The 22,313-nt window shown below is 63.5% G+C and carries 23 protein-coding genes; 10 read left to right on the forward strand and 13 right to left on the reverse strand.

Annotated elements, in window-relative coordinates:
- Window positions 1–90 precede the first annotated feature (90 nt).
- Window positions 91–585, reverse strand: coding sequence for a SprT family zinc-dependent metalloprotease (locus FPB55_RS05740; RefSeq protein ID WP_009686036.1), 495 nt, complete (start codon window positions 583–585; stop codon window positions 91–93).
- Window positions 586–717: 132 nt separating this feature from the next.
- Window positions 718–1,317 carry a Yip1 family protein gene (locus tag FPB55_RS05745; RefSeq protein WP_009686035.1) on the reverse strand — a complete coding sequence of 200 codons (600 nt, stop codon included), beginning with the start codon at window positions 1,315–1,317 and terminating at the stop codon, window positions 718–720.
- Window positions 1,318–1,576: 259 nt separating this feature from the next.
- On the opposite strand from FPB55_RS05745, the gene ttcA reads away from it, so the two are divergent.
- Window positions 1,577–2,401 (forward strand): tRNA 2-thiocytidine(32) synthetase TtcA, encoded by an 825-nt coding sequence (ttcA, locus tag FPB55_RS05750; protein WP_009686034.1) that lies wholly within the window; start codon window positions 1,577–1,579, stop codon window positions 2,399–2,401.
- A gap of 4 nt (window positions 2,402–2,405) precedes the next feature.
- Complete coding sequence (locus FPB55_RS05755) at window positions 2,406–3,077, forward strand: DNA-3-methyladenine glycosylase I (RefSeq protein ID WP_009686033.1); 672 nt, start codon at window positions 2,406–2,408, stop codon at window positions 3,075–3,077.
- A gap of 460 nt (window positions 3,078–3,537) precedes the next feature.
- On the opposite strand, the gene FPB55_RS05760 is transcribed toward FPB55_RS05755, so the two are convergent.
- Genes FPB55_RS05760 through arsC form a run of 3 tightly spaced genes read right to left on the reverse strand, consistent with a single transcriptional unit; the run spans window position 3,538 to window position 4,899 of the window.
- Window positions 3,538–3,951 (reverse strand): DUF2069 domain-containing protein, encoded by a 414-nt coding sequence (locus tag FPB55_RS05760; protein WP_144187701.1) that lies wholly within the window; start codon window positions 3,949–3,951, stop codon window positions 3,538–3,540.
- On the reverse strand, window positions 3,944–4,549 hold the full coding sequence (gene wrbA, locus FPB55_RS05765; RefSeq protein ID WP_029887453.1) for an NAD(P)H:quinone oxidoreductase: 606 nt from the start codon (window positions 4,547–4,549) through the stop codon (window positions 3,944–3,946). Before wrbA ends, FPB55_RS05760 begins: the two co-directional genes overlap by 8 nt.
- A complete protein-coding gene (arsC, locus tag FPB55_RS05770) occupies window positions 4,546–4,899 on the reverse strand; it encodes an arsenate reductase (glutaredoxin) (protein WP_054890455.1) in 354 nt (117 codons plus the stop codon). The genes wrbA and arsC overlap by 4 nt, the downstream gene beginning before the upstream one ends.
- An 85-nt stretch (window positions 4,900–4,984) precedes the next feature.
- On the opposite strand from arsC, the gene FPB55_RS05775 reads away from it, so the two are divergent.
- The gene (locus FPB55_RS05775) at window positions 4,985–5,449 is read left to right on the forward strand and encodes a TlpA disulfide reductase family protein (RefSeq protein WP_009684283.1); all 465 of its coding nucleotides are present in this window, start codon (window positions 4,985–4,987) and stop codon (window positions 5,447–5,449) included.
- A 146-nt stretch (window positions 5,450–5,595) separates the two neighbouring features.
- Here FPB55_RS05775 and FPB55_RS05780 read toward each other — a convergent pair whose 3' ends face one another.
- From FPB55_RS05780 to FPB55_RS05795, 4 genes are read right to left on the reverse strand one after another with little or no spacing between them, the layout of a single operon-like run.
- Window positions 5,596–6,000, reverse strand: a complete 405-nt coding sequence (locus FPB55_RS05780) for an META domain-containing protein (RefSeq protein WP_054890454.1) — start codon at window positions 5,998–6,000, stop codon at window positions 5,596–5,598.
- Window positions 5,997–6,434, reverse strand: coding sequence for a hypothetical protein (locus FPB55_RS05785; RefSeq protein ID WP_115293504.1), 438 nt, complete (start codon window positions 6,432–6,434; stop codon window positions 5,997–5,999). Before FPB55_RS05785 ends, FPB55_RS05780 begins: the two co-directional genes overlap by 4 nt.
- A gap of 31 nt (window positions 6,435–6,465) precedes the next feature.
- On the reverse strand, window positions 6,466–7,455 hold the full coding sequence (locus FPB55_RS05790; protein WP_009684286.1) for a 2-hydroxyacid dehydrogenase: 990 nt from the start codon (window positions 7,453–7,455) through the stop codon (window positions 6,466–6,468).
- Window positions 7,456–7,505: 50 nt separating this feature from the next.
- Window positions 7,506–10,259: a response regulator gene (locus FPB55_RS05795; RefSeq protein WP_054890451.1), complete on the reverse strand. Its 2,754-nt coding sequence runs from the start codon at window positions 10,257–10,259 to the stop codon at window positions 7,506–7,508.
- Window positions 10,260–10,452: 193 nt separating this feature from the next.
- On the opposite strand from FPB55_RS05795, the gene FPB55_RS05800 reads away from it, so the two are divergent.
- The 7 genes from FPB55_RS05800 to FPB55_RS05830 all read left to right on the forward strand — a co-directional run bounded on the left by FPB55_RS05800 (window position 10,453) and on the right by FPB55_RS05830 (window position 18,743).
- Complete coding sequence (locus FPB55_RS05800; RefSeq protein ID WP_054890450.1) at window positions 10,453–11,172, forward strand: response regulator transcription factor; 720 nt, start codon at window positions 10,453–10,455, stop codon at window positions 11,170–11,172.
- A 1-nt stretch (window position 11,173) separates the two neighbouring features.
- Complete coding sequence (locus FPB55_RS05805) at window positions 11,174–12,535, forward strand: sensor histidine kinase (protein ID WP_054890449.1); 1,362 nt, start codon at window positions 11,174–11,176, stop codon at window positions 12,533–12,535.
- A gap of 87 nt (window positions 12,536–12,622) precedes the next feature.
- Window positions 12,623–13,522: a cysteine synthase CysM gene (gene cysM, locus FPB55_RS05810; RefSeq protein WP_033690658.1), complete on the forward strand. Its 900-nt coding sequence runs from the start codon at window positions 12,623–12,625 to the stop codon at window positions 13,520–13,522.
- Window positions 13,523–14,881 (forward strand): 23S rRNA (uracil(1939)-C(5))-methyltransferase RlmD, encoded by a 1,359-nt coding sequence (rlmD, locus tag FPB55_RS05815; protein WP_144187703.1) that lies wholly within the window; start codon window positions 13,523–13,525, stop codon window positions 14,879–14,881.
- A 97-nt stretch (window positions 14,882–14,978) separates the two neighbouring features.
- Window positions 14,979–17,219 carry a GTP diphosphokinase gene (relA, locus tag FPB55_RS05820; RefSeq protein WP_009684292.1) on the forward strand — a complete coding sequence of 747 codons (2,241 nt, stop codon included), beginning with the start codon at window positions 14,979–14,981 and terminating at the stop codon, window positions 17,217–17,219.
- Window positions 17,220–17,343: 124 nt separating this feature from the next.
- Window positions 17,344–18,177, forward strand: coding sequence for a nucleoside triphosphate pyrophosphohydrolase (mazG, locus tag FPB55_RS05825; RefSeq protein ID WP_144187705.1), 834 nt, complete (start codon window positions 17,344–17,346; stop codon window positions 18,175–18,177).
- Between the two features lie 26 nt (window positions 18,178–18,203).
- Window positions 18,204–18,743: a DUF2058 domain-containing protein gene (locus tag FPB55_RS05830; protein WP_009684294.1), complete on the forward strand. Its 540-nt coding sequence runs from the start codon at window positions 18,204–18,206 to the stop codon at window positions 18,741–18,743.
- Between the two features lie 45 nt (window positions 18,744–18,788).
- Here the strand turns inward: FPB55_RS05830 and FPB55_RS05835 are convergent, their stop codons facing one another.
- The 4 genes from FPB55_RS05835 to purM form a co-directional block, all read right to left on the reverse strand.
- Window positions 18,789–18,971 (reverse strand): hypothetical protein, encoded by a 183-nt coding sequence (locus FPB55_RS05835; protein ID WP_029886605.1) that lies wholly within the window; start codon window positions 18,969–18,971, stop codon window positions 18,789–18,791.
- A 641-nt stretch (window positions 18,972–19,612) separates the two neighbouring features.
- Window positions 19,613–20,323, reverse strand: a complete 711-nt coding sequence (locus tag FPB55_RS05840; protein ID WP_125855643.1) for a DUF3108 domain-containing protein — start codon at window positions 20,321–20,323, stop codon at window positions 19,613–19,615.
- An 8-nt stretch (window positions 20,324–20,331) separates the two neighbouring features.
- Complete coding sequence (purN, locus tag FPB55_RS05845) at window positions 20,332–20,985, reverse strand: phosphoribosylglycinamide formyltransferase (RefSeq protein ID WP_029886607.1); 654 nt, start codon at window positions 20,983–20,985, stop codon at window positions 20,332–20,334.
- Window positions 20,985–22,043: a phosphoribosylformylglycinamidine cyclo-ligase gene (gene purM / locus FPB55_RS05850; RefSeq protein WP_009683953.1), complete on the reverse strand. Its 1,059-nt coding sequence runs from the start codon at window positions 22,041–22,043 to the stop codon at window positions 20,985–20,987. The genes purN and purM overlap by 1 nt, the downstream gene beginning before the upstream one ends.
- Between the last annotated feature and the right edge of the window lie 270 nt (window positions 22,044–22,313).

The following is a 22,313-nucleotide window of genomic DNA, read 5'->3' on the forward strand; positions in this document are numbered from 1 at the left end:
TTCCCTGTAGGAGCGGGCGTGCCCGCGAAGGGTCGCAAAGCGGCCCCAAATTACTTAACTGACAGGCATTTATCCATTGGCTGTTCCGGCCTATTCAACCCGGGTCTCGCCGCTGTACACCAGAATCTCCCGACAACGCTTGCACAGGTAACGGCGGCCCTGGCGTACCAGCTTGTGCCGCTGGGCGGTAAACGGGAAGTCACTCTGCGGGCAAGGGCAGCGGTAGATGTAACGGGTCACCACGCGCCGTTGCACCTCGTAGTTGTGGCAGCGGTTTGGCGGCAGTTCGTACACGCCGCGCATGATCAGTTGCCATTCCTCGCCATGGGCCTGGATGCGGTCACCGAACAATTGGTGGGCCACCAGGTGCGCCACTTCGTGCGCGACCGTCTGGCGCAGAAAGTCCTCCTGATTGTCACGGTACAACTGCAGGTTGAAACGCAGCAGGTTCTCGTGCAGGTGGGCGACGCCGGCTTTTTGCCCGCGCAGCTTGAAGCTGATTTCCGGGCGCGGGAACTGGCGTTTGAAGAAGGTTTCGGCTTGCTGGTAACAGGTTTCGACGCGTTGCTTGAGCAGCTCGGGCATGGCGGGGTGGTTCTCCTGACCCGATCATTATGCCGCAACCTCGGGCCATGTGCCGAGCCACCGGTCAGCGCTCAGCCAAGGGCCGCCTTGCGGCGGCCCCTGGTTGATGCCCCGGTGTTGGTCGAGTCTGTTCTAGTTGGTGTAGACCGGCCCCACGCCCAGTCCCCAGATGATCACCGTGGCGGCCATGATCGCCACCAGCACTACCAGGCCCACCGCCAGCACCGAGCTGGAGAACAGGAAGCCTTCGTCAGCGGGTATGTTCATGAAGGTCGGCAAGCCGACGTACAGCAGGTACACCGTGTAACAGACCGCCGCAGTGCCGATCAGCATGCCCAGCCACAAGTGCGGGTACAGCGCCGCCAGGCCGCCGATGAACAATGGGGTGGCCGTATAGGTGGCGAACGCTATGCACTGGGCCATGGATGGGTTGGCATCGTAGGTGCGGGCCATCCAGTGGATGAACGCGCCCATTACCGCTACCCCGGCCAGCATCGCCAGGTAGGACATGATGCTCATCCACAGGGCACTCTCCATGGTCAGCATCACGGCCGGCCGGTCGCCGATCACCCAGCCGACCTGGGTGGTGCCGATGAACGCGGACACTGCGGGAATCGCCGCAAGGATCAGGGTGTGCGTCAGGTACATGTGGCTGATGGATTCTTCTTCGCCACGGATTTCCCGCCATTCCTGGTCGGGATGGGTAAACAGCCCCACAACGTGATGAATCATGCCGTCACTCCTCTCAATGTTGCCAAACGCCCCCAAATGGAGCGCAAGCGGCCCGAGGCCGAACACCGAAGCAAGCGGTAATGTGGCCTTATGTGGCAGTATAGGAAGCGGTTACCCGCACAAATCGCGCTTTTTAGAGCAAATTGCGCTGTCGCCCGCCCTGGTGATTACATTGAAGTCTTTGTCGGAATGCCTACAGCGCGGGCGCGTTTGTGCGTAAAATAGCCGCCTTTTGTCACACCTCGCGGATTCAAGCGCTATGGGCACCCTCTCGGTCAACCAGAACAAACTGCAAAAACGCCTGCGTCGTCTCGCCGGCGAAGCCATCACCGACTACAACATGATCGAGGATGGCGACAAGGTCATGGTCTGCCTGTCCGGCGGCAAGGACAGCTACACCATGCTCGATGTTCTGTTGCACCTGCAGAAGGTGGCGCCGATCACCTTCGAGATCGTTGCGGTGAACATGGACCAGAAGCAACCAGGGTTCCCCGAGCACGTGCTGCCGGCGTACCTGAAGGCGCTGGGGGTCGAGTACCACATCGTCGAGAAGGACACCTACTCGGTGGTCAAGGAGCTGGTGCCCGAGGGCAAGACCACCTGTTCGCTGTGCTCGCGCCTGCGCCGTGGCACGCTGTACACCTTCGCCGACGAAATCGGTGCGACCAAGATGGCGCTGGGGCACCACCGCGACGACATCGTCGAAACCTTCTTCCTCAACATGTTCTTCAACGGCGCGCTCAAGGGCATGCCGCCGAAGCTGCGTGCCGACGATGGCCGCAACGTGGTGATCCGCCCGTTGGCCTACTGCAGCGAGAAGGATATCCAGGCCTACTCGGACATGAAGGCCTTCCCGATCATCCCGTGCAACCTGTGCGGCTCGCAGGAAAACCTGCAGCGCCAGGTGGTCAAGGACATGCTGGTGGAGTGGGAGCGCAAGCACCCGGGCCGTACCGAGAGCATTTTCCGTGCATTGCAGAACGTGGCGCCGTCGCAGCTGGCCGACCGCAACCTGTTCGACTTCACCAGCCTGAAGATCGACGAAAACGCGGCGCCGCGCTTCCTGGACGTGGTGAACATCTAGGCCTATGCGCGATTATCAGTGGCTGCATGAGTACTGCCTGAACCGCTTCGGCTCTGCCCAGGCGCTGGAAGCCTTCCTGCCGCAGCCGCGCACGCCGGCGCAACTGCGCCAGATCAGCGACGACCGCTACTTGTCGACCTTGGCCCTGCGTGTATTTCGCGCTGGCCTCAAGCACAGCCTGGTGGATGCCAAGTGGCCAGCCTTCGAGCAGGTGTTTTTCGGCTTCGACCCGGAAAAAGTGGTGTTGATGGGCGCCGAACACCTGGAGCGGCTGATGCAGGATCAGCGCATCATCCGCCACCTGGGCAAACTCAAGAGCGTGCCACGCAATGCACAGATGGTGCTGGACATCGCCAAGGTGCATGGCAGTTTTGGCGCGTTCGTTGCCGACTGGCCGGTGACCGACATTGTCGGGCTGTGGAAGTACCTGGCCAAGCATGGCAACCAGCTCGGCGGTTTGTCGGCGCCACGGTTCTTGCGCATGGTTGGCAAGGACACCTTTGTCCCGACCGAGGATATGGCGGCGGCGCTGATTGCCCAAAAAGTGATCGACAAGCAGCCGACCAGCCAGCGCGACCTGGCGCTGGTGCAGCAGGTGTTCAACCAGTGGCACGCCGAAAGCGGGCGGCCGCTGTGCCAGTTGTCGGTGATGCTGGCGCATACCGTCAACCATTGAGCATGCCGGGGCCGCTGTGCGGCCCAATCGCCGGCAAGCCAGCTCCCACGGGGATCGCATCAGGGCTGACAGGTGTTTGCCACAAGGTATGCAGCGCCTGTTAGAGCGAGCGCCGCCCGCGCGGCGCATCGCGAGCTGCGCTCGCTCCTACGTTTGTTTCGGGCCAATTATTCCTGTGGGATTTGCGCGCGAACGCCTTGGCGCATGCCTCAAAATCGCGTCGTACGAACAAGGCGGCCGCGCGCATCTGGCACAGGGGTTACTGGCCCGAAACAAACGTAGGAGCGAGCGCAGCTCGCGATGCGCCGCGCGGGCGGCGCTCAATCTCACAGGCACTGAAGATGCAGCGGCTACCCTTGCCAGGAACCATAGAATCTCCCACCTCGACCGCATCAGCCTCAAGCCATGTGCAGACCTGTGCTGGCTTGCCGGCGATTGGGCTGCAAGGCAGCCCCTTGACTCAACTGCCTTCGCCGGCCATGCGCCGCTCATGCTGGAACTTCCAGCGCACATACAGCAGCCCGGCAATGAACAGCCCCAGGCTGACCAGCACTTCAACCCAGCCAAACACCGCCCGCGCCGGGTCGAAGGCTGCCAGCACGCCCTTGATGAAGTAGATATTCACCACGAAGCAGGTCCAGGCATGCGCCCGGGCGCTGCCCAGCAGTATGCCCGGCAGCAGCAATAGCAGCGGCACCAGTTCGATCGCCAGGATCACCTCGACCCGAGCCCCATGCAGGTTGGCGAACCACAGGTTGTTCACCACCAGCAGGGCAATCAGCCCAAAGAAAAATGCCAGGCTAAGCGCCCGCGTCAGGCGCAAGCGCGGTGCCAGCCAAGCCAGCGGCGGCAACACCTTGGGCTTCCTAGCCACGCGCGGCCTCCAGGGCCTTGGCGGTGCTCGCCAGGCGTTGGCCAAGGGCGCGGCACAGGGCGATCTCGTGCGGGTCGAGTTCACGCTTGCCGTCTGCCCCGGCATGGTGGCTGGCGCCATAAGGGGTGCCACCACCGCGGGTTTCCAGCAGTGCCGATTCGCTGTAGGGCAGGCCCATTACCAGCATGCCGTGGTGCATCAGCGGCAGCATCATCGACAGCAGCGTGGTTTCCTGGCCACCGTGCAGGCTGGCGGTAGACGTGAACACACCGGCGGGCTTGCCTACCAGTTCACCGCCCAGCCACAAACTGCTGGTGCCATCGAGGAAGTACTTGAGCGGCGCCGCCATGTTGCCGAAGCGGGTCGGGCTACCCAGCACCAGGCCGGCGCAGTGGCGCAGGTCGTCGAGGGTGGCGTACAGCGCGCCGCTGGCCGGAATGTCCGGGGCCACGGCTTCGCATTCGGTGGAAATCGCCGGCACCGTGCGCAGGCGCGCTTCCATGCCGGCCAGCTCGATGCCGCGGGCGATGTGCCTGGCCATTTCGCTGGTGGCACCATGGCGGCTGTAGTAAAGCACCAGGATGTAGGGTTGGCTCACGGCAGGATCTCCAGCACTTTCTCTGGTGGGCGACCGATCACCGCCTTGTCACCGGCATCCAGGATCGGCCGCTCGATCAGCTTGGGGTGCTGGACCATGGCCTCGATCAGCTGTGCGTCGGTCAGTGCAGGGTCGGCCAGGTTCAATGCCTTGTATTCATCCTCACCCGTGCGCAGCAGCTGCCGTGGGGCCAGGCCCAGCTTGCCGAGCAAGGTCTTGAGCGTGGCGGCGTCTGGCGGGGTCTCGAGGTAGCGCACGATGACCGGGGTTAGGCCACGGGCTTCGAGCAGTTCCAGCGCGCCGCGGGATTTTGAGCAGCGCGGGTTATGATAGAGCGTGAGGTCAGTCATGTGGGGTCGCATCCAGCTGGTTGTGGCGGCTATTCTAACCGCAGCGACTGACCAGTTTGCTTTAAAACTCGAGAAGGATTGACCCATGGCAAGGCGTCTGGCAGCAGTACTGGCCATCACCGCGAGCCTGATGCTCGGTGGTTGCGGTGCCGATTATGGCGTAGACCAGCACGGCAATACGGTTAAGGCCGAACAGATCGACGGGCACTGGCTGGTGCTCAATTACTGGGCGGAATGGTGCGGCCCGTGCCGCACTGAAATCCCGGAACTCAATACCGCGGCCAAGCAGTGGGCGGCCGAGGGTATCAAGGTGGTGGGGGTGAATTTCGATGGTTTGCAGGGCCAGGACCTGAAGCAGGCCGCCGAAACCCTGGGCATCGGGTTCACCGTACTGGCCCAGGACCCGGCCGAGCGCTATGACCTGCCGCGCAGCGAGGCGTTGCCGGTAACCTACATCATCGATGACAAGGGCAAGGTGCGTGAGCAGTTGCTGGGCGAACAGACCCTCGAAGGGCTGCAGGCCAGGATCAAGGCCCTGAAGCAGGGGTGACAAGCTACAAGCTACAAGCTACAAGCTACAAGCTACAAGCTACAAGCTACAAGCTACAAGAAAAGCAGGCCGGTGCTAGGATCTGCTTTTTCTTGAAGCTTGAAGCTTGAAGCTTGAAGCTTGAAGCTTGAAGCTTGCAGCTGCGCTCAGCCTTCTTCAGGCCAGAAGCGCAGCGGCTTGCCCTCGGCCGGCCAGAAGCGCAGTTGCTCGATGGGCGACACATCCCAGCGCTGCACCGTTTCCAGCGCCTGCAGGAAGCGTTTTTCCTGCTCCATCAGCGCCGGCGCACACAGCTTGCGGGTCTTGCCGACCTTGCCGAAGCTCAGGTGCTCGCCGTCCAGCGTGTAGGGCGCAAACCAGTGGTTGCACCCGGCATTGCCATAGGCACGGCCATCACTGGCCAAGGTCAGGGTCAGGTGGCTGTAGTCGATCAACGGGCGCTCACCAATCCACTCCAGCACATAGCTGCGCTCCTGCTGCAACTTCGAAGGTTGCGCAGCGCAGCCGAGCAGGCCGGTGGCAATCAGCGCGCCGGTCAGCAGATTCTTCACTCGGCGCTCTCCTGGCAACGCGGGCACACATGCTTGTCGCCACGGCTGGCCCAGCCCAGCTCGGCGATACGTGCGCTGGCAGCAGGCTGGCGGGCTTGCTTGCCCAGCTTGGCGTCTACGGCGAACTCGAAGTCCAGGGCGGCGTCACAGTTGTCGCACTCAACCTTCCAGTTGAGGATTTCCAGCGCGTTGAACACCGGGCCACTGGCCACGGCAACCCACTGGCCGCGCGGGTTGATCAGGTGGCGCACGCTCTCCACGGTCAGGCGCATGGCCAGGTCCTTGCTGCCTTTGAGGGTCACCAGCAGGGTATCGCCTTTGTGCATCGAACCGCCGTTGCCAGTGACCTGATAGCGGCCTGGCACCAGGGCGCGGCACTCGATCAGGGTGTGTTGCGGGTTGAAAAGGGTATAGCGGAAATCGTGCTCGACCATGGGTCCTCCAGAAATGCCGCGTATCCTAGCATTAACCCATGACCAGATTCTGTGGATTGCCTGCCGCCCAGCAGTTGATGTTGTCCAGCGTGGTAGTGGCGATCGCAGCCAGCGCCTCGCGGGTCAGGAACGCCTGATGTGCGGTGATGATGACATTGGGAAAGGTCAGCAGGCGTGCCAGCACATCGTCTTGCAGCGGCAGGTCGGAGCGGTCCTCGAAGAACAGTTGGGCTTCCTCTTCATAGACATCCAGCCCCAGGTAGCCGAGCTGGCCGCTTTTCAGCGCGTCGATCAGTGCCGGGGTGTCGACCAGTGCGCCGCGGCCGGTGTTGATCAGCATGGCGCCATGCTGGACTTCGGCCAGGCTCCGGGCGTTGATCAGGTGCCGGGTGTGTTCGGTCAACGGGCAGTGCAGGCTGATGATGCGCGCTTCGCGTAGCAGTTCGGGCAGTGGCAGGTAGCGCGCGCCGAGGGCCAGCAGTTCCGGGTTGGGGTAGGGGTCGTAGGCCAGCAACTGGCAGCCGAAACCGGCCATGATGCGGGCGAAGGCTGCGCCGATCTGGCCGGTACCCACGACCCCGACCGTTTTGCCATGCAGGTCGAAGCCGGTCAGGCCATGCAGGGTAAAGTCCCCTTCACGGGTGCGGTTGTAGGCCCGGTGCAGGCGCCGGTTGAGCGCCAGGATCAGCGCCACGGCGTGCTCCGCCACCGCGTGCGGTGAGTAGGCGGGTACGCGCACGACGGCCAGGCCCAGGCGTTGCGCAGCGGCCAGGTCGACGTGGTTGTAGCCGGCCGAACGCAGGGCGATCAGGCGCGTACCGCCGTCGGCCAGGCGCTGCAGTACCGGGGCGTCCAGTTCGTCATTGATGAAGGCGCAGACAACCTCGTAGCCGTCGGCCAGCGCTGCGGTGTCGAGGCTCAGGCGGGCAGGCTGGAAATGCAGGTCCAGGGGGTTACCGCTGGCGGCTCGGGTGAAGCTTTCCTGGTCGTAATGCTGGCTGCTGAACAATAGCGCGCGCATGGTCAGGGTTCCTCTGTCGGGCGTGTCCGGGGTAGCTGTTGGCAGTGAGCTCAAGCGCTCGACCGCGCCTGGGCTGCCAGGCGGCTGATCGCCGCATCCAGTTCATCCAGTGCCTGCTGGGCCTGCGGGCTTTCCTGCTTGAGCAAGGTTTCACTGCGCTGGCACGCCGCGCGCAACTGCGGCACGCCGCAATAGCGTGAAGCCCCGTTCAGGCGGTGTACCTGTTCGATCAGGCCCTCATGGTCATTGGCCAGGCGCGCGGCGCGGATGGCTTCGCGGTCGGCCTCCAGCGAGGCCAGCAGCATGTTCAGCATATCGGCGGCAAGGTCCGCTTTTCCGGCTGCCAGGCGTAAACCTTCTTGCGGGTCGAGCACCTTGAGTTCATCGCCGTTGCCGGTGGGTTCAGCCGGCGCCTGCTGCGGCGTGCCCAGGCTGAGACCGGTCCATTTCATCACCACCTGTGCCAGTTGCCGTTCACTGATCGGCTTGGTCAGGTAGTCATCCATGCCGCCGTGCAGCAATGCGCGTTTCTCGTTGGCCATGGCATGGGCGGTGAGGGCGACGATCGGCAATGGGTTGCCACTTTGGGTGTTTTCCCAGCGGCGAATCTGTTCGGTACAGGCGCGGCCGTCCATGCCGGGCATCTGCACATCCATCAGTACCAGGTCGAAGGGTTCCTGCTGCACGGCCTGCAGTGCCGCATAGCCATTGTCGACCGCCAGTACTTCGGCACCCAGGTCCTCGAGCAGCGTCTGCACCAGCAGCAAATTCGCAGGGTTGTCGTCGACACACAGTATTTTCGGCCGCCGCGGGCCGTTGCGGCTGTTCACCTCGCCCTGCAGGCGGCGGGGCTGGACCAGCTCCAGCAGCAGCCGGCGCAATTTGCGCGTGCAGGTAGGCTTGGACAGCAACTGGCCATGGCCGTTGGGCAGGAAGGGGTGGTACAGCGCCTGCTCGGTGGTCGGGCACAGCACCACGCACTGGCAATGGTAGCGTTCGAGCTGTTGATGGTAGCGGCCCAGTTGTTCTGGCGACAGGTTGCCCAGGTTGGCGCCCAGCACCGCCAGCTCGAATGGCTGCCCGGCCTGGCTGGCGGCCTGCACGGCTTGCAGCAACTGGTCGTAGGTGGCGAACAGGCTGACACTCAGGCCACAGTCTTGCAGTTGGTGCTCCAGGGCCTGCCGGGCCAGTTCATGGTTATCGACGATGGCGGCACGGCGACCCAGCAGCGCTTGCAGCGGTAGTTCCTCGATATCGTCGTGCGCCTTGGGCAGGTTCAGGCTGATCCAGAACTGCGAGCCCTCGCCCGGGGTGCTGTCGACGCCGATTTCGCCACCCATCTGCTCGATCAGGCGCTTGGAAATCACCAGGCCCAGGCCGGTACCACCTGGCTGCCGGGCCAGCGAGTTATCGGCCTGGCTGAAAGCCTGGAACAGTGTACGCACGTCCTGCGGTGACAGGCCGATGCCGGTATCCTGCACGCTGATGCGCAGTTGGGCATGATCCTCATGCTCATCGTCGAGCATGGCGCGCACGACAATGGTGCCCTCGCGGGTGAACTTGATGGCGTTGCTGACCAGGTTGGTGAGGATTTGCTTGAGCCGCAGCGGGTCACCGACCAGCGACGTGGGCGTGTCGCGGTAGACCAGGCTGAGCAGTTCCAGCTGCTTGGCATGGGCGGCCGGGGCCAGAATGGTCAGGGTGTCCTGGATCAGGTCGCGCAGGTTGAACGGGATGCTGTCCAGCACCAGCTTGCCGGCCTCGATCTTGGAGAAATCGAGAATTTCGTTGATGATGCCCAGCAGGTTGTCGGCAGACTTTTCGATGGTGCTCAGGTAGTCCAGCTGGCGCGGGGTCATCTCGCTTTTCTGCAGCAGGTGGGTAAAGCCGAGAATGCCGTTGAGCGGGGTGCGGATCTCATGGCTCATGTTGGCCAGGAACTCCGACTTGATGCGGCTGGCCTCCAGTGCCTCCTTGCGCGCCATGTCCAGCTCGATGTTCTGGATTTCGATGGTTTCCAGGTTCTGGCGCACGTCCTCGGTGGCCTGGTCGATGCTGTGCTGCAGTTCTTCATGGGCGTTGTGCAGGGTTTCGGCCATGCGGTTGATGCCGCGCGCCAGTTCGTCCAGCTCATGGCTGCCCATGGTCGGCAGGCGCTCTTCGAGGTGGCCGTCCTTGAGCTGGTTGACCGCGTGCTTGATACGTTCGATGGGGTCGTTGATCGAGCGGCTCATGCGCAATGCCAGCAGGCCGCTGAGCACCAGGCAGGCGAGGATCAGCAGCAGGCTGGTGAACAGGTTGCGGTAGCCGCGCAGCAGGGTGCCATCGTGGGACAGCTCGATCTCGACCCAGCCCAGCAGCCGCTCGGCTTCGGCAGGCACGGCCTCGGTGGCCAGGTCCCGGTGGTGGCCGAACACGGGCATCAGGTAGCGGGTGGCGTCATTGCCGCTGCGCTGCAGCAACTGGGTGCCGGTGCCGCCGCTGGGTGGCTGGTTGAGCATGCTCGGCCCGGCATGGGCCAGGCGCGTGCGGTCCGGCGCCAGGAAGGCAACCGAGCGCACGTCGCTCTGCTCCAGGGTTTGCGCGGCGATGCGCTCCAGCTGCGCAGGCGCCAACCGGGCCATGGCCGGGGCGGCCAGCGGCGCCAGCTGTTCGGCGATCATCTTGCCGCGCTGCAGTAACTGGGTGCGCAGGTCGTTTTGTTGCAGCCAGGTGAAATAACTGCCCAGCACCAGCGCCATCAGGCCTGCCGGTAACAGTGCCAGCAGCAGGACCCGGCTGCGGATTCCCAAACGATCGAGCACACTCGCCTCCTGTGATGTGCCTGGCCACCGTCAGTGGGTGACGGCCAAGACGCGACGTTACTCTGCCTAGCACGCCATTGCATCTGTTTAGTCGGTGTTTTGCGCCGATCCTGCAGCACGGGTCGTATCGCGGTTGCCTGGCAGGGCGCACATACACAATAATCGCGTAATTGAGAATGCATGGCAGTTGCCAATGAGTCCTGTAGCTATTCACAACTCCAGTGTCCTCGCCATTGAGGATGACCCGGTGCTGGGCGCCTACCTGCATGAAGAGCTGCAGCGCGGTGGCTTCCACGTCACCTGGTGCCGCAGTGGCCTGGAGGGCCTGGAAACGGCAGGCCGCCAGGTCTTCGACGTGGTGCTCATGGATATTCTGCTGCCTGGGTTGAATGGTCTGGATGCGCTGGCCCAGTTACGCCAGCGCAGTACCACGCCGGTGATTCTGATGTCGGCGCTGGGCGCCGAGGCAGACCGCATCAGCGGCTTTCAGCGCGGGGCCGACGACTACCTGCCCAAACCCTTCAGCATGGCTGAGCTGCAAGTGCGCATTGAAGCGATCCTGCGCCGTGTAGCGCTCGAACGCCGCTACCAGGCGCCGCAGCCGCCGGCAGAGGCGGGCGCGCTGCACTTCGACGAGGGCCTGTGCGATGTGCGCCTTGATGGCCGTCTGGCCGGGCTGACCCCCAGCGAGTTTCGCCTGCTCGACACCCTTTACCGCAACCAGGAGGAAGTGCTGAGCAAGGCGTTCCTGTACCAGCAGGTGTTGCAACGTGGCTATTCGAGGCACGACCGCAGCCTGGACATGCATGTCAGCCAGATCCGCCGCAAGCTCAAGGGCATCGGTTATCAGGGGTTGCAGATCCGCACCGTATGGGGCAAGGGCTACGTGTTCGGCGTGGGTGAGGCGCAATAGCATGCTCGACCGCCATTCGCTGTTCTGGAAACTGGCCATCCTGCTGGTCGGCTTCTGCCTGCTGATGATCGGCCTCAGCTACACCTGGGGCCAGCGCATGGAGCTGCAGAACGCCTTCTTGTCGGAGCCGGCGCGCCAGACCTTGCGCGGCTATGCCAGCGAGGCCGAGCAGGCCTGGCGCAGCGGTGGTCGGGCCGGGCTGGACCAGTGGGTGGCGGCGATGCACCAGCGTGAACATGGCTGGGTGGGTGTGCTCGATATCAACCTGAAACCGCTCGACAGCGCGGCCCTCAACCCGCAGATCATGCAGCGGCTGACCCGCCTGCGTGGGGTCGACTGGCCGATGAGCCGGCGCAGCGTCGAGCAGCCGTGGCTACGCATCCCGTTCCCCGGTGCGCCCGAGCAGGGCATGCTGGTGATCGAACTGCCCAAGCGCTTCAACCCGGACCAGCACCGCGTGCTGTGGCGCATCATCACCAACGGCATCATCCCGGGCCTGTTCACCTTGCTGCTGTGCGTGGGCCTGTACCGCATGCTGATCGTGCCGTTGAACCAACTGCGCGAGCAGGCCCGGGCCTGGCGTGCCGACCAGCTTTCGGCTCGCCTTGATTCGCGCCTCACCGCCCGGCACGACGAGCTGGGGGAACTGGCCCGCGCCTTCGACCAGATGGCCGAGCGGCTACAGGGCACTGTCACCCTGCAACAACAGCTGCTGCGCGACTTGTCCCATGAAATGCACACCCCCCTGAGCCGTTTGCGCGTGGCTTGCGACGGGGAAACCGATCTGCAACGCCTGCGCGAGCGCCTCGGCCGGGAACTGGACGGCATGCAGCAACTGGTCGAGGCAACCCTGCAACTGGCCTGGCAGGACGCCGAGCGTGCGCCGATGAACCTGGAGCCGATCGAGGTTCAGGCCTTGTGGGACCTGCTGGCCGAGAATGCCTGCTATGAAAGTGGCTGGGCGCCCACGCGGTTACGTTGCGAAGTACCAGACGGTTGCTGGGTGCAGGGTAACCTCAACCACTTGGCCCAGGCGCTGGAGAACCTGCTGCGCAATGCCATTCGGTATTCGCCGGCCGACGGTGTCGTGCGCTTGGGTGGGCAGCGCGAAGGTGGCTACTGGTGCCTGTGGCTGGAAGACGAGGGCGGTGGCGTGGGCGACGATGAGCTGGAGCGGATTTTCGCGCCGTTCTTGCGCCTGGACGGTTCGCGGCCCGGCATGGGTGGCTTTGGCCTGGGGCTGAGCATTGCCCGCAGCGCCATCCAGCGCCAGGGTGGCACGCTGTGGGCGCAGAACGGCAAGCGCGGGTTACGCCTGTGCATGAGGTTGCCGGTGCAGCAGCCCCCGTCATATAGCCTGTAGCTATATCCACTACAGATTGCGTGATATGGCCGGGAAGGGTTTGCCGGTATGATAGGCGCCCCTGCCGTCCGGATTGTGAAATACACCATGACCTTGCAGTACCCAACCATCGCCGATTGCGTCGGCAATACGCCACTGGTTCGCCTGCAGCGCATTGCTGGCCAAACCAGCAATACCCTCCTGCTCAAGCTCGAAGGTAACAATCCCGCCGGCTCGGTGAAGGACCGCCCGGCCCTGTCGATGATCACCCGCGCCGAGTTGCGTGGCCAGATCAAGCCCGGTGACACCCTGATCGAAGCCACCTCCGGCAATACCGGCATCGCCTTGGCGATGGCAGCGGCGATCAAGGGCTACAAGATGATCCTGATCATGCCGGACAACTCCACCGCTGAGCGCAAGGCGGCCATGACCGCCTACGGCGCCGAGCTGATTCTGGTGACCAAGGAAGAGGGCATGGAAGGTGCCCGCGACCTGGCCGAGAAGCTGCAGCGTGAAGGCCGCGGCCTGGTGCTGGACCAGTTCGCCAACGGTGACAATCCGGTTGCCCACTACAACAGCACCGGCCCGGAAATCTGGCAGCAGACACAGGGCAGCGTCACCCATTTCGTCAGCTCCATGGGGACCACCGGCACCATCATGGGCTGCTCGCAGTACCTCAAGGAGCAAAACCCGGCGGTGCAGATCATCGGCCTGCAACCGATGGAAGGTTCGGCCATCCCGGGTATCCGCCGTTGGCCGCAGGAGTACCTGCCGAAGATCTTCGACGCCACGCGCGTAGACCGTGTGGTCGACATGTCGCAGCAGGAAGCCGAAGACACCACCCGCCGCCTTGCCCGCGAAGAGGGCATTTTCTGCGGCGTGTCTTCCGGTGGTGCGGTTGCCGCCATGCTGCGCCTGTCCCGTGAAGTGGAGCATGCAGTAATGGTGGCGATCATTTGCGACCGCGGTGACCGTTACCTGTCCACCGGCCTGTTCGATCCCAGCTAAATGACCAAGAAAAAAACCAACAGCGGCCTGCGCTTCCAGCCGGCCGGCGGTAGCCGCAGCCCCCAGGTCCCCGTGGGCAAGAAGCAGCGCCTGGACATCGAGCGCCTGGCCGGCGACGGCCGTGGCATTGCCTTCCATGAAGGGCGTACCTGGTTCGTCAGTGGCGCCCTGGCCGGTGAGGCCGTGGAAGCGCGGGTGCTCAATGCACGCGGCAAGGTGGTCGAGGCCCGCCTGGAGCGTGTGCTGCAGGCCAGCCCCGAGCGCCGTGAAGCGCCCTGTCGGCACTACAGCCGCTGTGGTGGCTGCACCCTGCAGCACCTGCCGCACGAGGCGCAACTGGCGCTGAAGCAGCGGACCTTGGCCGAACAACTGCAACGGGTGGCAGGTGTGCAGCCCGACGCCTGCGCGCCGCCGCTTAGCGGGCCGGCGTTCGGCTACCGGCGCCGTGCTCGCGTGGCAGTGCGCTGGGACGTCAAGGCGCGTGAGCTGCACGTCGGCTTCCGTGCCGAAGCCAGCCAGGACATCATCGCCATCGACGATTGCCCGGTGCTGGTACAGCCCTTGCAGTCGATTCTGCGCCACCTGCCGACCGTGCTGCGTTCGCTGGAAAAACCGCAGGCCCTGGGCCATGTGGAGCTGTTCAGCGGCTCTGCCGAAGCGCTGCTGGTGCGCCATGTGGCGCCATTGCCGGCGCAGGACCTGGCCCGGTTGCAAGCGTTCTGCGAGCAGGCCAACGCGCAGTTATGGCTGCAAGGCGAAGGTGAACCGGCGCCCGTCGGACCTGCGGCGCCATTGGGCTTTGCCCTGGCGCCGTGGCAGCTTGAGCTGGCCTGGCGCCCTGGCGACTTCGTGCAGGTCAACGCCCAGGTCAATACGGCGATGATCGAGCAGGCGCTGGCCTGGCTTGCGCCGCAGGCCGATGAGCGGGTGCTCGACCTGTTCTGCGGCCTGGGCAACTTCGCCCTGCCGCTGGCACGCCAGGCGCGTGAAGTGGTGGCAGTGGAAGGTGTGCAAGCCATGGTCGATCGGGCCGCGGCCAACGCCAGAAACAACAATGTGCATAACGCACGGTTTTTTCAGGCCGATTTATCGCAGCCATTGGCCGGCACCGGATGGGCCGCCGAGGGCTTTTCTGCGGTACTCTTGGACCCACCGCGCGACGGTGCTTACGAGGTGGTGCAAGGCATCGCCCGCCTCAAGGCCAGCAGGCTGGTCTATGTATCGTGCAACCCGGCCACACTGGCGCGAGACGCCCAGGTGCTGGCCGGCCAGGGGTACCGGTTAACACGGGCCGGGATTCTCGACATGTTTCCTCAAACGGCGCATGTCGAGGCCATGGCGTTATTCGAAGCGGGCTAGCTGACTGGCCCCTTGGTGCGGCCGCCACGGAAGGGTGGCTGTACGGTGATCGCCAGCGCCGCCGTGAGTGCAGCGCTGTATGGAAAGGTAAAACAAGATGGTACAGGTGAGAGTGCACCAGCCGGTCAACACGGACGGCAGTATCAATCTCGATGCATGGCTGGATCATGTGGTAAGTGTCGATTCGGCACTGGATCGCGCAGCGCTGAAAGAAGCCTGCGAGTTTGCTCACGAGGTCGAAAAAAAGGGCAACCCCGCCAAGCATTCCTGGGCGGACGGCACGTCCAGCTTTCAGGCAGGGCTGGAAATTGCCGAAATCCTCGCCGACCTCAAGCTCGACCAGGATTCGCTGGTGGCCGCGGTCATCTACCGTTCGGTGCGCGAGGGGAAGGTCACGCTGGCCGAGGTCAGCCAGCGCTTTGGGCCGGTGGTCTCGAAGCTGATCGACGGCGTGCTGCGCATGGCCGCCATCAGCGCCAGCCTCAGCCCGCGGCAGTCGCTGGTACTGGGCTCGCAGGCGCAGGTCGAAAACCTGCGCAAGATGCTTGTGGCCATGGTCGACGACGTACGCGTGGCGCTGATCAAGCTGGCCGAGCGGACCTGCGCCATCCGTGCGGTCAAGGCGGCCGACGATGAGAAACGCCTGCGCGTCGCGCGTGAGGTGTTCGACATCTATGCGCCGTTGGCGCACCGCCTGGGTATCGGCCATATCAAGTGGGAGCTGGAGGACTTGTCCTTCCGCTACCTGGAGCCCGAGCAGTACAAACAGATCGCCAAGTTGCTGCACGAGCGCCGGCTGGACCGCGAGCGGTTCATCAGCGACGTGATGAACCAGTTGCAGAACGAACTGCTGGCCACCGGGGTGAAAGCCGACATCAGCGGCCGGGCAAAACACATCTATTCGATCTGGCGCAAGATGAAGCGCAAAGGCCTGGAATTCAGCCAGATCTACGATGTGCGCGCAGTGCGTGTGCTGGTGCCGGAAATTCGCGACTGCTATACCGCACTGGGCATCGTCCACACCTTGTGGCGGCACATCCCCAAAGAGTTCGACGACTACATCGCCAACCCCAAGGAGAACGGCTATCGCTCGTTGCACACGGCGGTAATCGGGCCTGAGGGCAAGGTGCTGGAAGTGCAGATCCGTACCCACGGCATGCACGAGGAAGCCGAGCTTGGCGTGTGCGCCCACTGGCGCTACAAAGGTACCGACGTCAAGCCAAGCTCCAACCACTACGAAGAAAAGATCTCCTGGCTGCGCCAGGTGCTGGAATGGCACGAAGAGCTGGGCGACATCGGTGGCCTGGCCGAGCAACTGCGGGTCGACATCGAGCCGGACCGGGTTTATGTGTTCACCCCGGACGGGCATGCCATCGACCTGCCCAAGGGTGCGACACCGCTGGACTTCGCCTACCGCGTGCACACCGAAATCGGCCACAACTGCCGCGGCGCCAAGATCAACGGCCGGATCGTGCCGCTGAACTACAGCCTGCAGACGGGCGAGCAGGTCGAGATCATCACCAGCAAGCACGGCAACCCGAGCCGTGACTGGTTGAACTCCAACCTGGGCTATGTCACCACGTCGCGGGCCCGGGCCAAGATCGTGCACTGGTTCAAGCTGCAGGCGCGCGACCAGAACGTGGCCGCCGGCAAGACCTTGCTCGAACGGGAGCTCAGCCGCCTGGGCCTGCCGCAGGTGGACTTCGAGCGCCTGGCGGAGAAAACCAACGTCAAGACCGCCGAAGACATGTTCGCTTCGCTCGGTGCTGGCGACCTGCGCCTGGCGCACCTGGTCAACGCTGCCCAGCAGTTGCTGGAGCCCGAGCGCATCGAGCAGATCGAACTGGTGCCGCGCAAGCCTGCCGGGCCGCGATCCGGCAAGCGTGGCGACATCCAGATCCAGGGGGTTGGCAACCTGCTGACGCAGATGGCCGGCTGCTGCCAGCCACTGCCGGGCGATGCCATCGTCGGTTACATCACGCAAGGCCGTGGCGTGAGCATTCACCGCCAGGATTGCGCCTCGGTGCTGCAACTGGCAGGCAAGGAACCGGAGCGCATGATCCAGGTGAGCTGGGGGCCGATACCGGTGCAGACCTACCCGGTCGACATCGTCATCCGTGCCTACGACCGCCCGGGGTTGCTGCGCGATGTGTCGCAGGTGCTACTGAACGAGAAGATCAACGTGCTGGCGGTGAACACCCGCTCGAACAAGGAAGACAACACCGCGCTGATGTCGCTGACCATCGAAATTCCAGGCCTGGACGCGCTGGGGCGGTTGTTGGGGCGCATCTCGCAGTTGCCGAACATCATCGAGACGCGGCGTAACCGTACTCCTTGAGACCGCGGCGCCTGCTTCGCGGGCTTGCCCGCTCCCACAGGTACGGTGCAGTTTTCGAAACCTGCATCCACCCTGTGGCAGCGGGCAAGCCTGCGAAGAAGCCACCACCGAAGGACCTGCCTGAATGACCTACACCCTCGAAGACCTGCTGCACCTCATGGCCCGCCTGCGCGACCCGCAATACGGTTGCCCATGGGACCTGCAGCAGAACTACGCGAGCATCGTCCCGCATACCCTCGAAGAGGCCTACGAAGTCGCCGACACCATCGAGCGCGGTGACTTCGAGCACCTGCAGGGTGAGCTGGGCGACTTGCTGTTCCAGGTGGTCTACTACAGCCAGCTGGCCAGGGAGGAGGGGCGTTTCGAGTTCGATGGCGTGGTCGACAGCATCACCCGCAAGCTCATTCGGCGCCACCCGCATGTGTTCCCCACGGGTGAGCTGTATGCGCCGCTGGACACCCCCCGCTTGAGCGAGGCCCAGGTCAAGTCGCGCTGGGAAGAAATCAAGGCCCAGGAACGGGCGGAAAAAAGCCTGCCTGAGCAGTTGTCCCTGCTCGACGACGTACCCACGACCTTGCCGGCGCTGTCGCGGGCGGCCAAACTGCAAAAGCGTGCGGCCACGGTCGGCTTCGACTGGCCTGCAGCGCTGCCGGTGCTGGACAAGGTCCGTGAAGAACTGGACGAAGTGCTACAGGCCATGGCCGATGGCGATGCCGATGCGCTCGAAGATGAGGTCGGTGACCTGCTGTTCGCGGCCGTGAACCTGGCGCGCCACCTCAAGCAAGACCCGGAAAATGCCCTGCGCCGCGCCAATCGCAAGTTCGAGCGGCGTTTCCGCTTTATCGAACAGGCATTGCGCGACAGCGGTCGCCCTATTGAAGCGTGTAACCTTGACGAGCTGGACGCCCTGTGGGGCGAAGCCAAGCGTCAGGAAAAGAACCTGCCCAGCTGCGGCTGAGCTGTTGCATAAGTGAGTGAACATTCATGAGCCTTTCCCTTCGCGACCAATTGCTCAAAGCCGGTCTGGTCAACCAGAAACAGGTCTCGCAGACCAACAAAGCTGAAAAGAAACAGAAGCGCATGGAGCACAAAGGCCAGGTCGACGTCGACGACAGCCAGCAGCGTCTGGCCAAGGAAGCCATGGCCGAAAAGGTCAAGCGCGACCAGGAGCTGAACCGCCAGCAGCAGGAAAAGGCGGAGCAGAAGGCCCGTGCCGCACAGATCAAGCAACTGATCGAAGCCACGCGCCTGCCCAAGCTGAGCACAGAGGACTATTACAACTTCGTTGACGACAAGAAGGTCAAGCGTATCGCCGTCAACGCGCTGATGCGTACCAAGCTGAGCAACGGTGCGCTGGCAGTGGTGGCCCATGCCGGTGGTTACGAGGTGATCCCGCGCGAAGCAGCGGTGAAGATCCAGGAGCGCGACCCCAGCCGTATCCTGTTGCTGAACACCCATGTCGAGGAAGCGGACGAAGATGACCCGTACGCGGCCTACAAGATCCCTGACGATCTGATGTGGTAAATACGAAAAACCCCGCTTCGGCGGGGTTTTTCATGACGAGTCTGGTCATTGCGTGGTGCGCTGGTTTTCCAGGTTTTCGAGCTCTGCTCGATACTGGTGGGCCTCGTGTTCATTGTGGAACATGCCGACCAGTTGGCCTTGCTGGTGCACATCCCAGATGCGTACGCCAGCGGCCACGCCTTCGTGGGACATTTTCGATTCGTCGCGTTCGGTTACTTGGACTGTCATCGTTAAACTCCACTTCTTGAGAGGGCTGCGACACTCTGTCGCACACCTTCTTTATAGAGTTTGTTAGCAGCCTAAGTAAATAAAACGGGCATGAAACAAGTTTCATGAAGGCTCAAAGGTGTAGTGCCTGGGCTGGCCCTATCGCCGGCAAGCCAGCTCCCACAGGGACCTCCTGGAGCCTGAGCCTTGCATAGAACCTGTGGGAGATTCTATGGTTCCTGGCAAGGGTAGCCGGAGCATCTTCAGCGCCTGTGAGATCGAGCGCCGCCCGCGCGGCGCAATCGCGAGCTGCGCTCGCTCCTACGTTTGTTTCGGGCCAGTAACGCCTGTGACAGGCGCGCGCGGCCGCCTTGTTTGTACGGCGCGATATTGAGGCATGCACCAAGGCGTTCGCGCGCGAATCCCACAGGAATAATTGGCCCGAAACAAACGTAGGAGCGAGCGCAGCTCGCGATGCGCCGCGCGGGCGGCGCTCGCTCTAACAGGCGCTGCATACCTTGTGGCAAACACCTGTCAGCCCTAAGGCGATCCCTGTGGGAGCTGGCTTGCCGGCGATAGGGCCAGTACGGGCCACCCAGAAACCCGGGCAGAAAAAAGCCCCGCACTAGGCGGGGCTATCGGATGTCACTGGCCACGCTGGCTCAGTTACCCTTCACCGGCTTGCCATCGACCGTACCATCCTGCAGCACGATCACATACTCCTTGCCATCGGTCTCGACCTGGCGCAGTTGCACCAGCAGGTAGTCCCAGTTCTTGGCAAACCACAGCTCGGTGATGCGCTTGCTCTGGCTTGGGTCGCGCACGCGCTCGACCTTCACCGCATCGACCTGGCCGGTCTTGGTGGTGACTTTTTCAGTGCCCAGCACGCGGAAGTCGTAATTGTCGATCTCGTCGCCATCGACTACCTGGTAAGTCATGCTCTTCTTGCCTGCCGCCACGTCATGCTGCAAGGCCAGCTGGTAGGAAGACTTGTCCAGTACCCCGCGGTTGAGCGGCAGGGTAATGGCGTCGCCCCGGTCGCTACCGGTGATCTTCTTGGTGTTCCAGTCGAAGTTCAGGTCGACCTTCTTGGCCTTGCCCAGGCCACCACGCTCAAAGTGGTACTTCTGTGGCAGCAGGGTGTCGTTTTGCAGGCGCAGGGTGCTTTGCTCGGTCAGGCTGGCGATCATCATGGAAGCCTTGAAGTTAAGGTCCCAGGTACCGTTGGCATTTTTGACCAGGCTGCGCTCGGCGGTGCCGCTCATGGGCAGCTGCTTCCAGTCGGCGGTGTAGCTGGCCGAGAAGGGCTTCAGATCAGCTGCCTGGAGCGGCAGGGCGAGCACGGCGAGAGCCAAGAGCAGGGCGCGACGCATAAGTTCTCCTAGGATCGAATCAAGTGACCGCTGGCCGCCAGCGGCTGGCCGTCCAGTAATGCACCCTGTTCAGCAAGGCGCAACCGGCCTTCGGCAAACCAGCGCACTGCCAGCGGGTAGATCAGGTGTTCCTGCTGGTGAACCCGCTGGGCCAGGCTTTCGACGGTGTCGTCTGGCGCCACCGGCACTACTGCCTGTACGACCAGTGGGCCGCCATCGAGTTCCTCAGTCACGAAGTGTACGCTGCAGCCATGCTCGGCGTCGCCTGCCTCCAGCGCCCGGCGGTGGGTATGCAGGCCTTTGTACTTAGGCAGCAACGACGGGTGGATGTTGAGCAGGCGGCCCTGATAGTGGCGCACGAAGTCGCCACTGAGGATGCGCATGAACCCGGCCAGCACTACCAAGTCCGGGGCAAAGCCGTCGATGCGCGCCATCAGCGCTGCATCGAAGGCTTCACGGCCGTCGAACCGGGTGTGGTCAAGCACGGCGCTTTCAATGCCGGCGGCTGCGGCGCGTTGCAGGCCGAAGGCATCGGCGCGGTTGGAGACCACCGCACGAATGCGCACCGGGCTGTCCTGGCCTTGGCAACTGTCGATCATGGCTTGCAGGTTGCTGCCGGAACCCGACAGCAGTACCACTACATTGCAGGTCTTGCTCGGCATCAGTGTGCCTTGAGGTTCTGCAGCTCGACCTGGGCGGCGCCTTCGGCGGCTTCGGCGATGTGGCCGATGACCCATGGCTGTTCACCGGCGGCGCGCAGTTCGTTCAGGGCCGCTTCGACCTGGTCTTGGGCCACGCAGATGACCATGCCAACGCCACAGTTCAGCACGCGGTGCATTTCGTGCTCGTCGACGTTGCCTTTTTCCTGCAGGAAGTCGAACACCGCCGGGCGCTGCCAGCTGGCCACGTCTACCACGGCCTGGGCGTTTTTCGGCAGTACGCGCGGGATGTTGTCGAGCAGGCCGCCACCGGTGATGTGGGCCATGGCTTTGACTGCGCCAGTGTTCTTGATCAGCTGCAGCAGCGGCTTGACGTAGATGCGGGTCGGGGCCATCAGCAGGTCGGTCAGCGGGGTGCCGCCCAGCTGGGTGTTCTCGATGTCGGTGGCCGACACTTCGAGGATCTTGCGGATCAGCGAGTAGCCGTTGGAGTGCGGGCCGGAGGACGGCAGGGCGATCAGTGCATCGCCGGTGGCAACCTTGGAACCGTCGATGATGTCGGCCTTTTCCACCACGCCCACGCAGAAACCGGCCAGGTCGTAGTCTTCGCCTTCGTACATGCCAGGCATTTCGGCGGTTTCACCACCGACCAACGAGCAGCCGGCCAGTTCGCAACCGGCACCGATGCCGGTGACCACGGTGGCAGCCACGTCGACATTGAGCTTGCCGGTGGCGTAGTAGTCGAGGAAGAACAGCGGCTCGGCGCCGCACACCACCAGGTCGTTGACGCACATGGCGACCAGGTCCTGGCCGATGCTGTCATGCTTGTTCAGGTTCAGCGCCAGGCGCAGCTTGGTGCCGACGCCGTCGGTGCCGGAGACCAGCACCGGCTGCTTGTAGCCGGCCGGGATCTCGCAAAGGGCGCCGAAGCCGCCCAGGCCACCCATGACTTCAGGGCGTGCGGTGCGTTTTGCCACGCCCTTGATGCGTTCGACCAGTGCTTCGCCGGCGTCGATGTCTACACCGGCGTCCTTGTAGCTCAGGGAGGGTTGCTTGCTCATTGATCCAGGCCTTTAGGAGGGAGGGATTCTTAAAAACGACCATGGCGGCCAAGGCCGGCGGGTGAGCGACGGCTGCCTGAAACGTCAGTGGTCTGTGAAGGCGCGCGATTTTATCAGGGTTGCCGGGCAGCGGCCATCCTCAGGCCGACGGGCAGGCCGGTAAATTGCTGAAAAATGGCCCGGGGTGGTTGATGGGGTTGCATATGTATAAGCTGCAACCAGCGAGCCTCAGGCCGTAAGAAAATGCAGCGCCGCGTTGGCGCTGCATTA

Origin of the sequence: Pseudomonas sp. BJP69 (assembly GCF_007633355.1) — a bacterium.
Classification (GTDB): Bacteria; Pseudomonadota; Gammaproteobacteria; order Pseudomonadales; family Pseudomonadaceae; genus Aquipseudomonas; species Aquipseudomonas juntendi.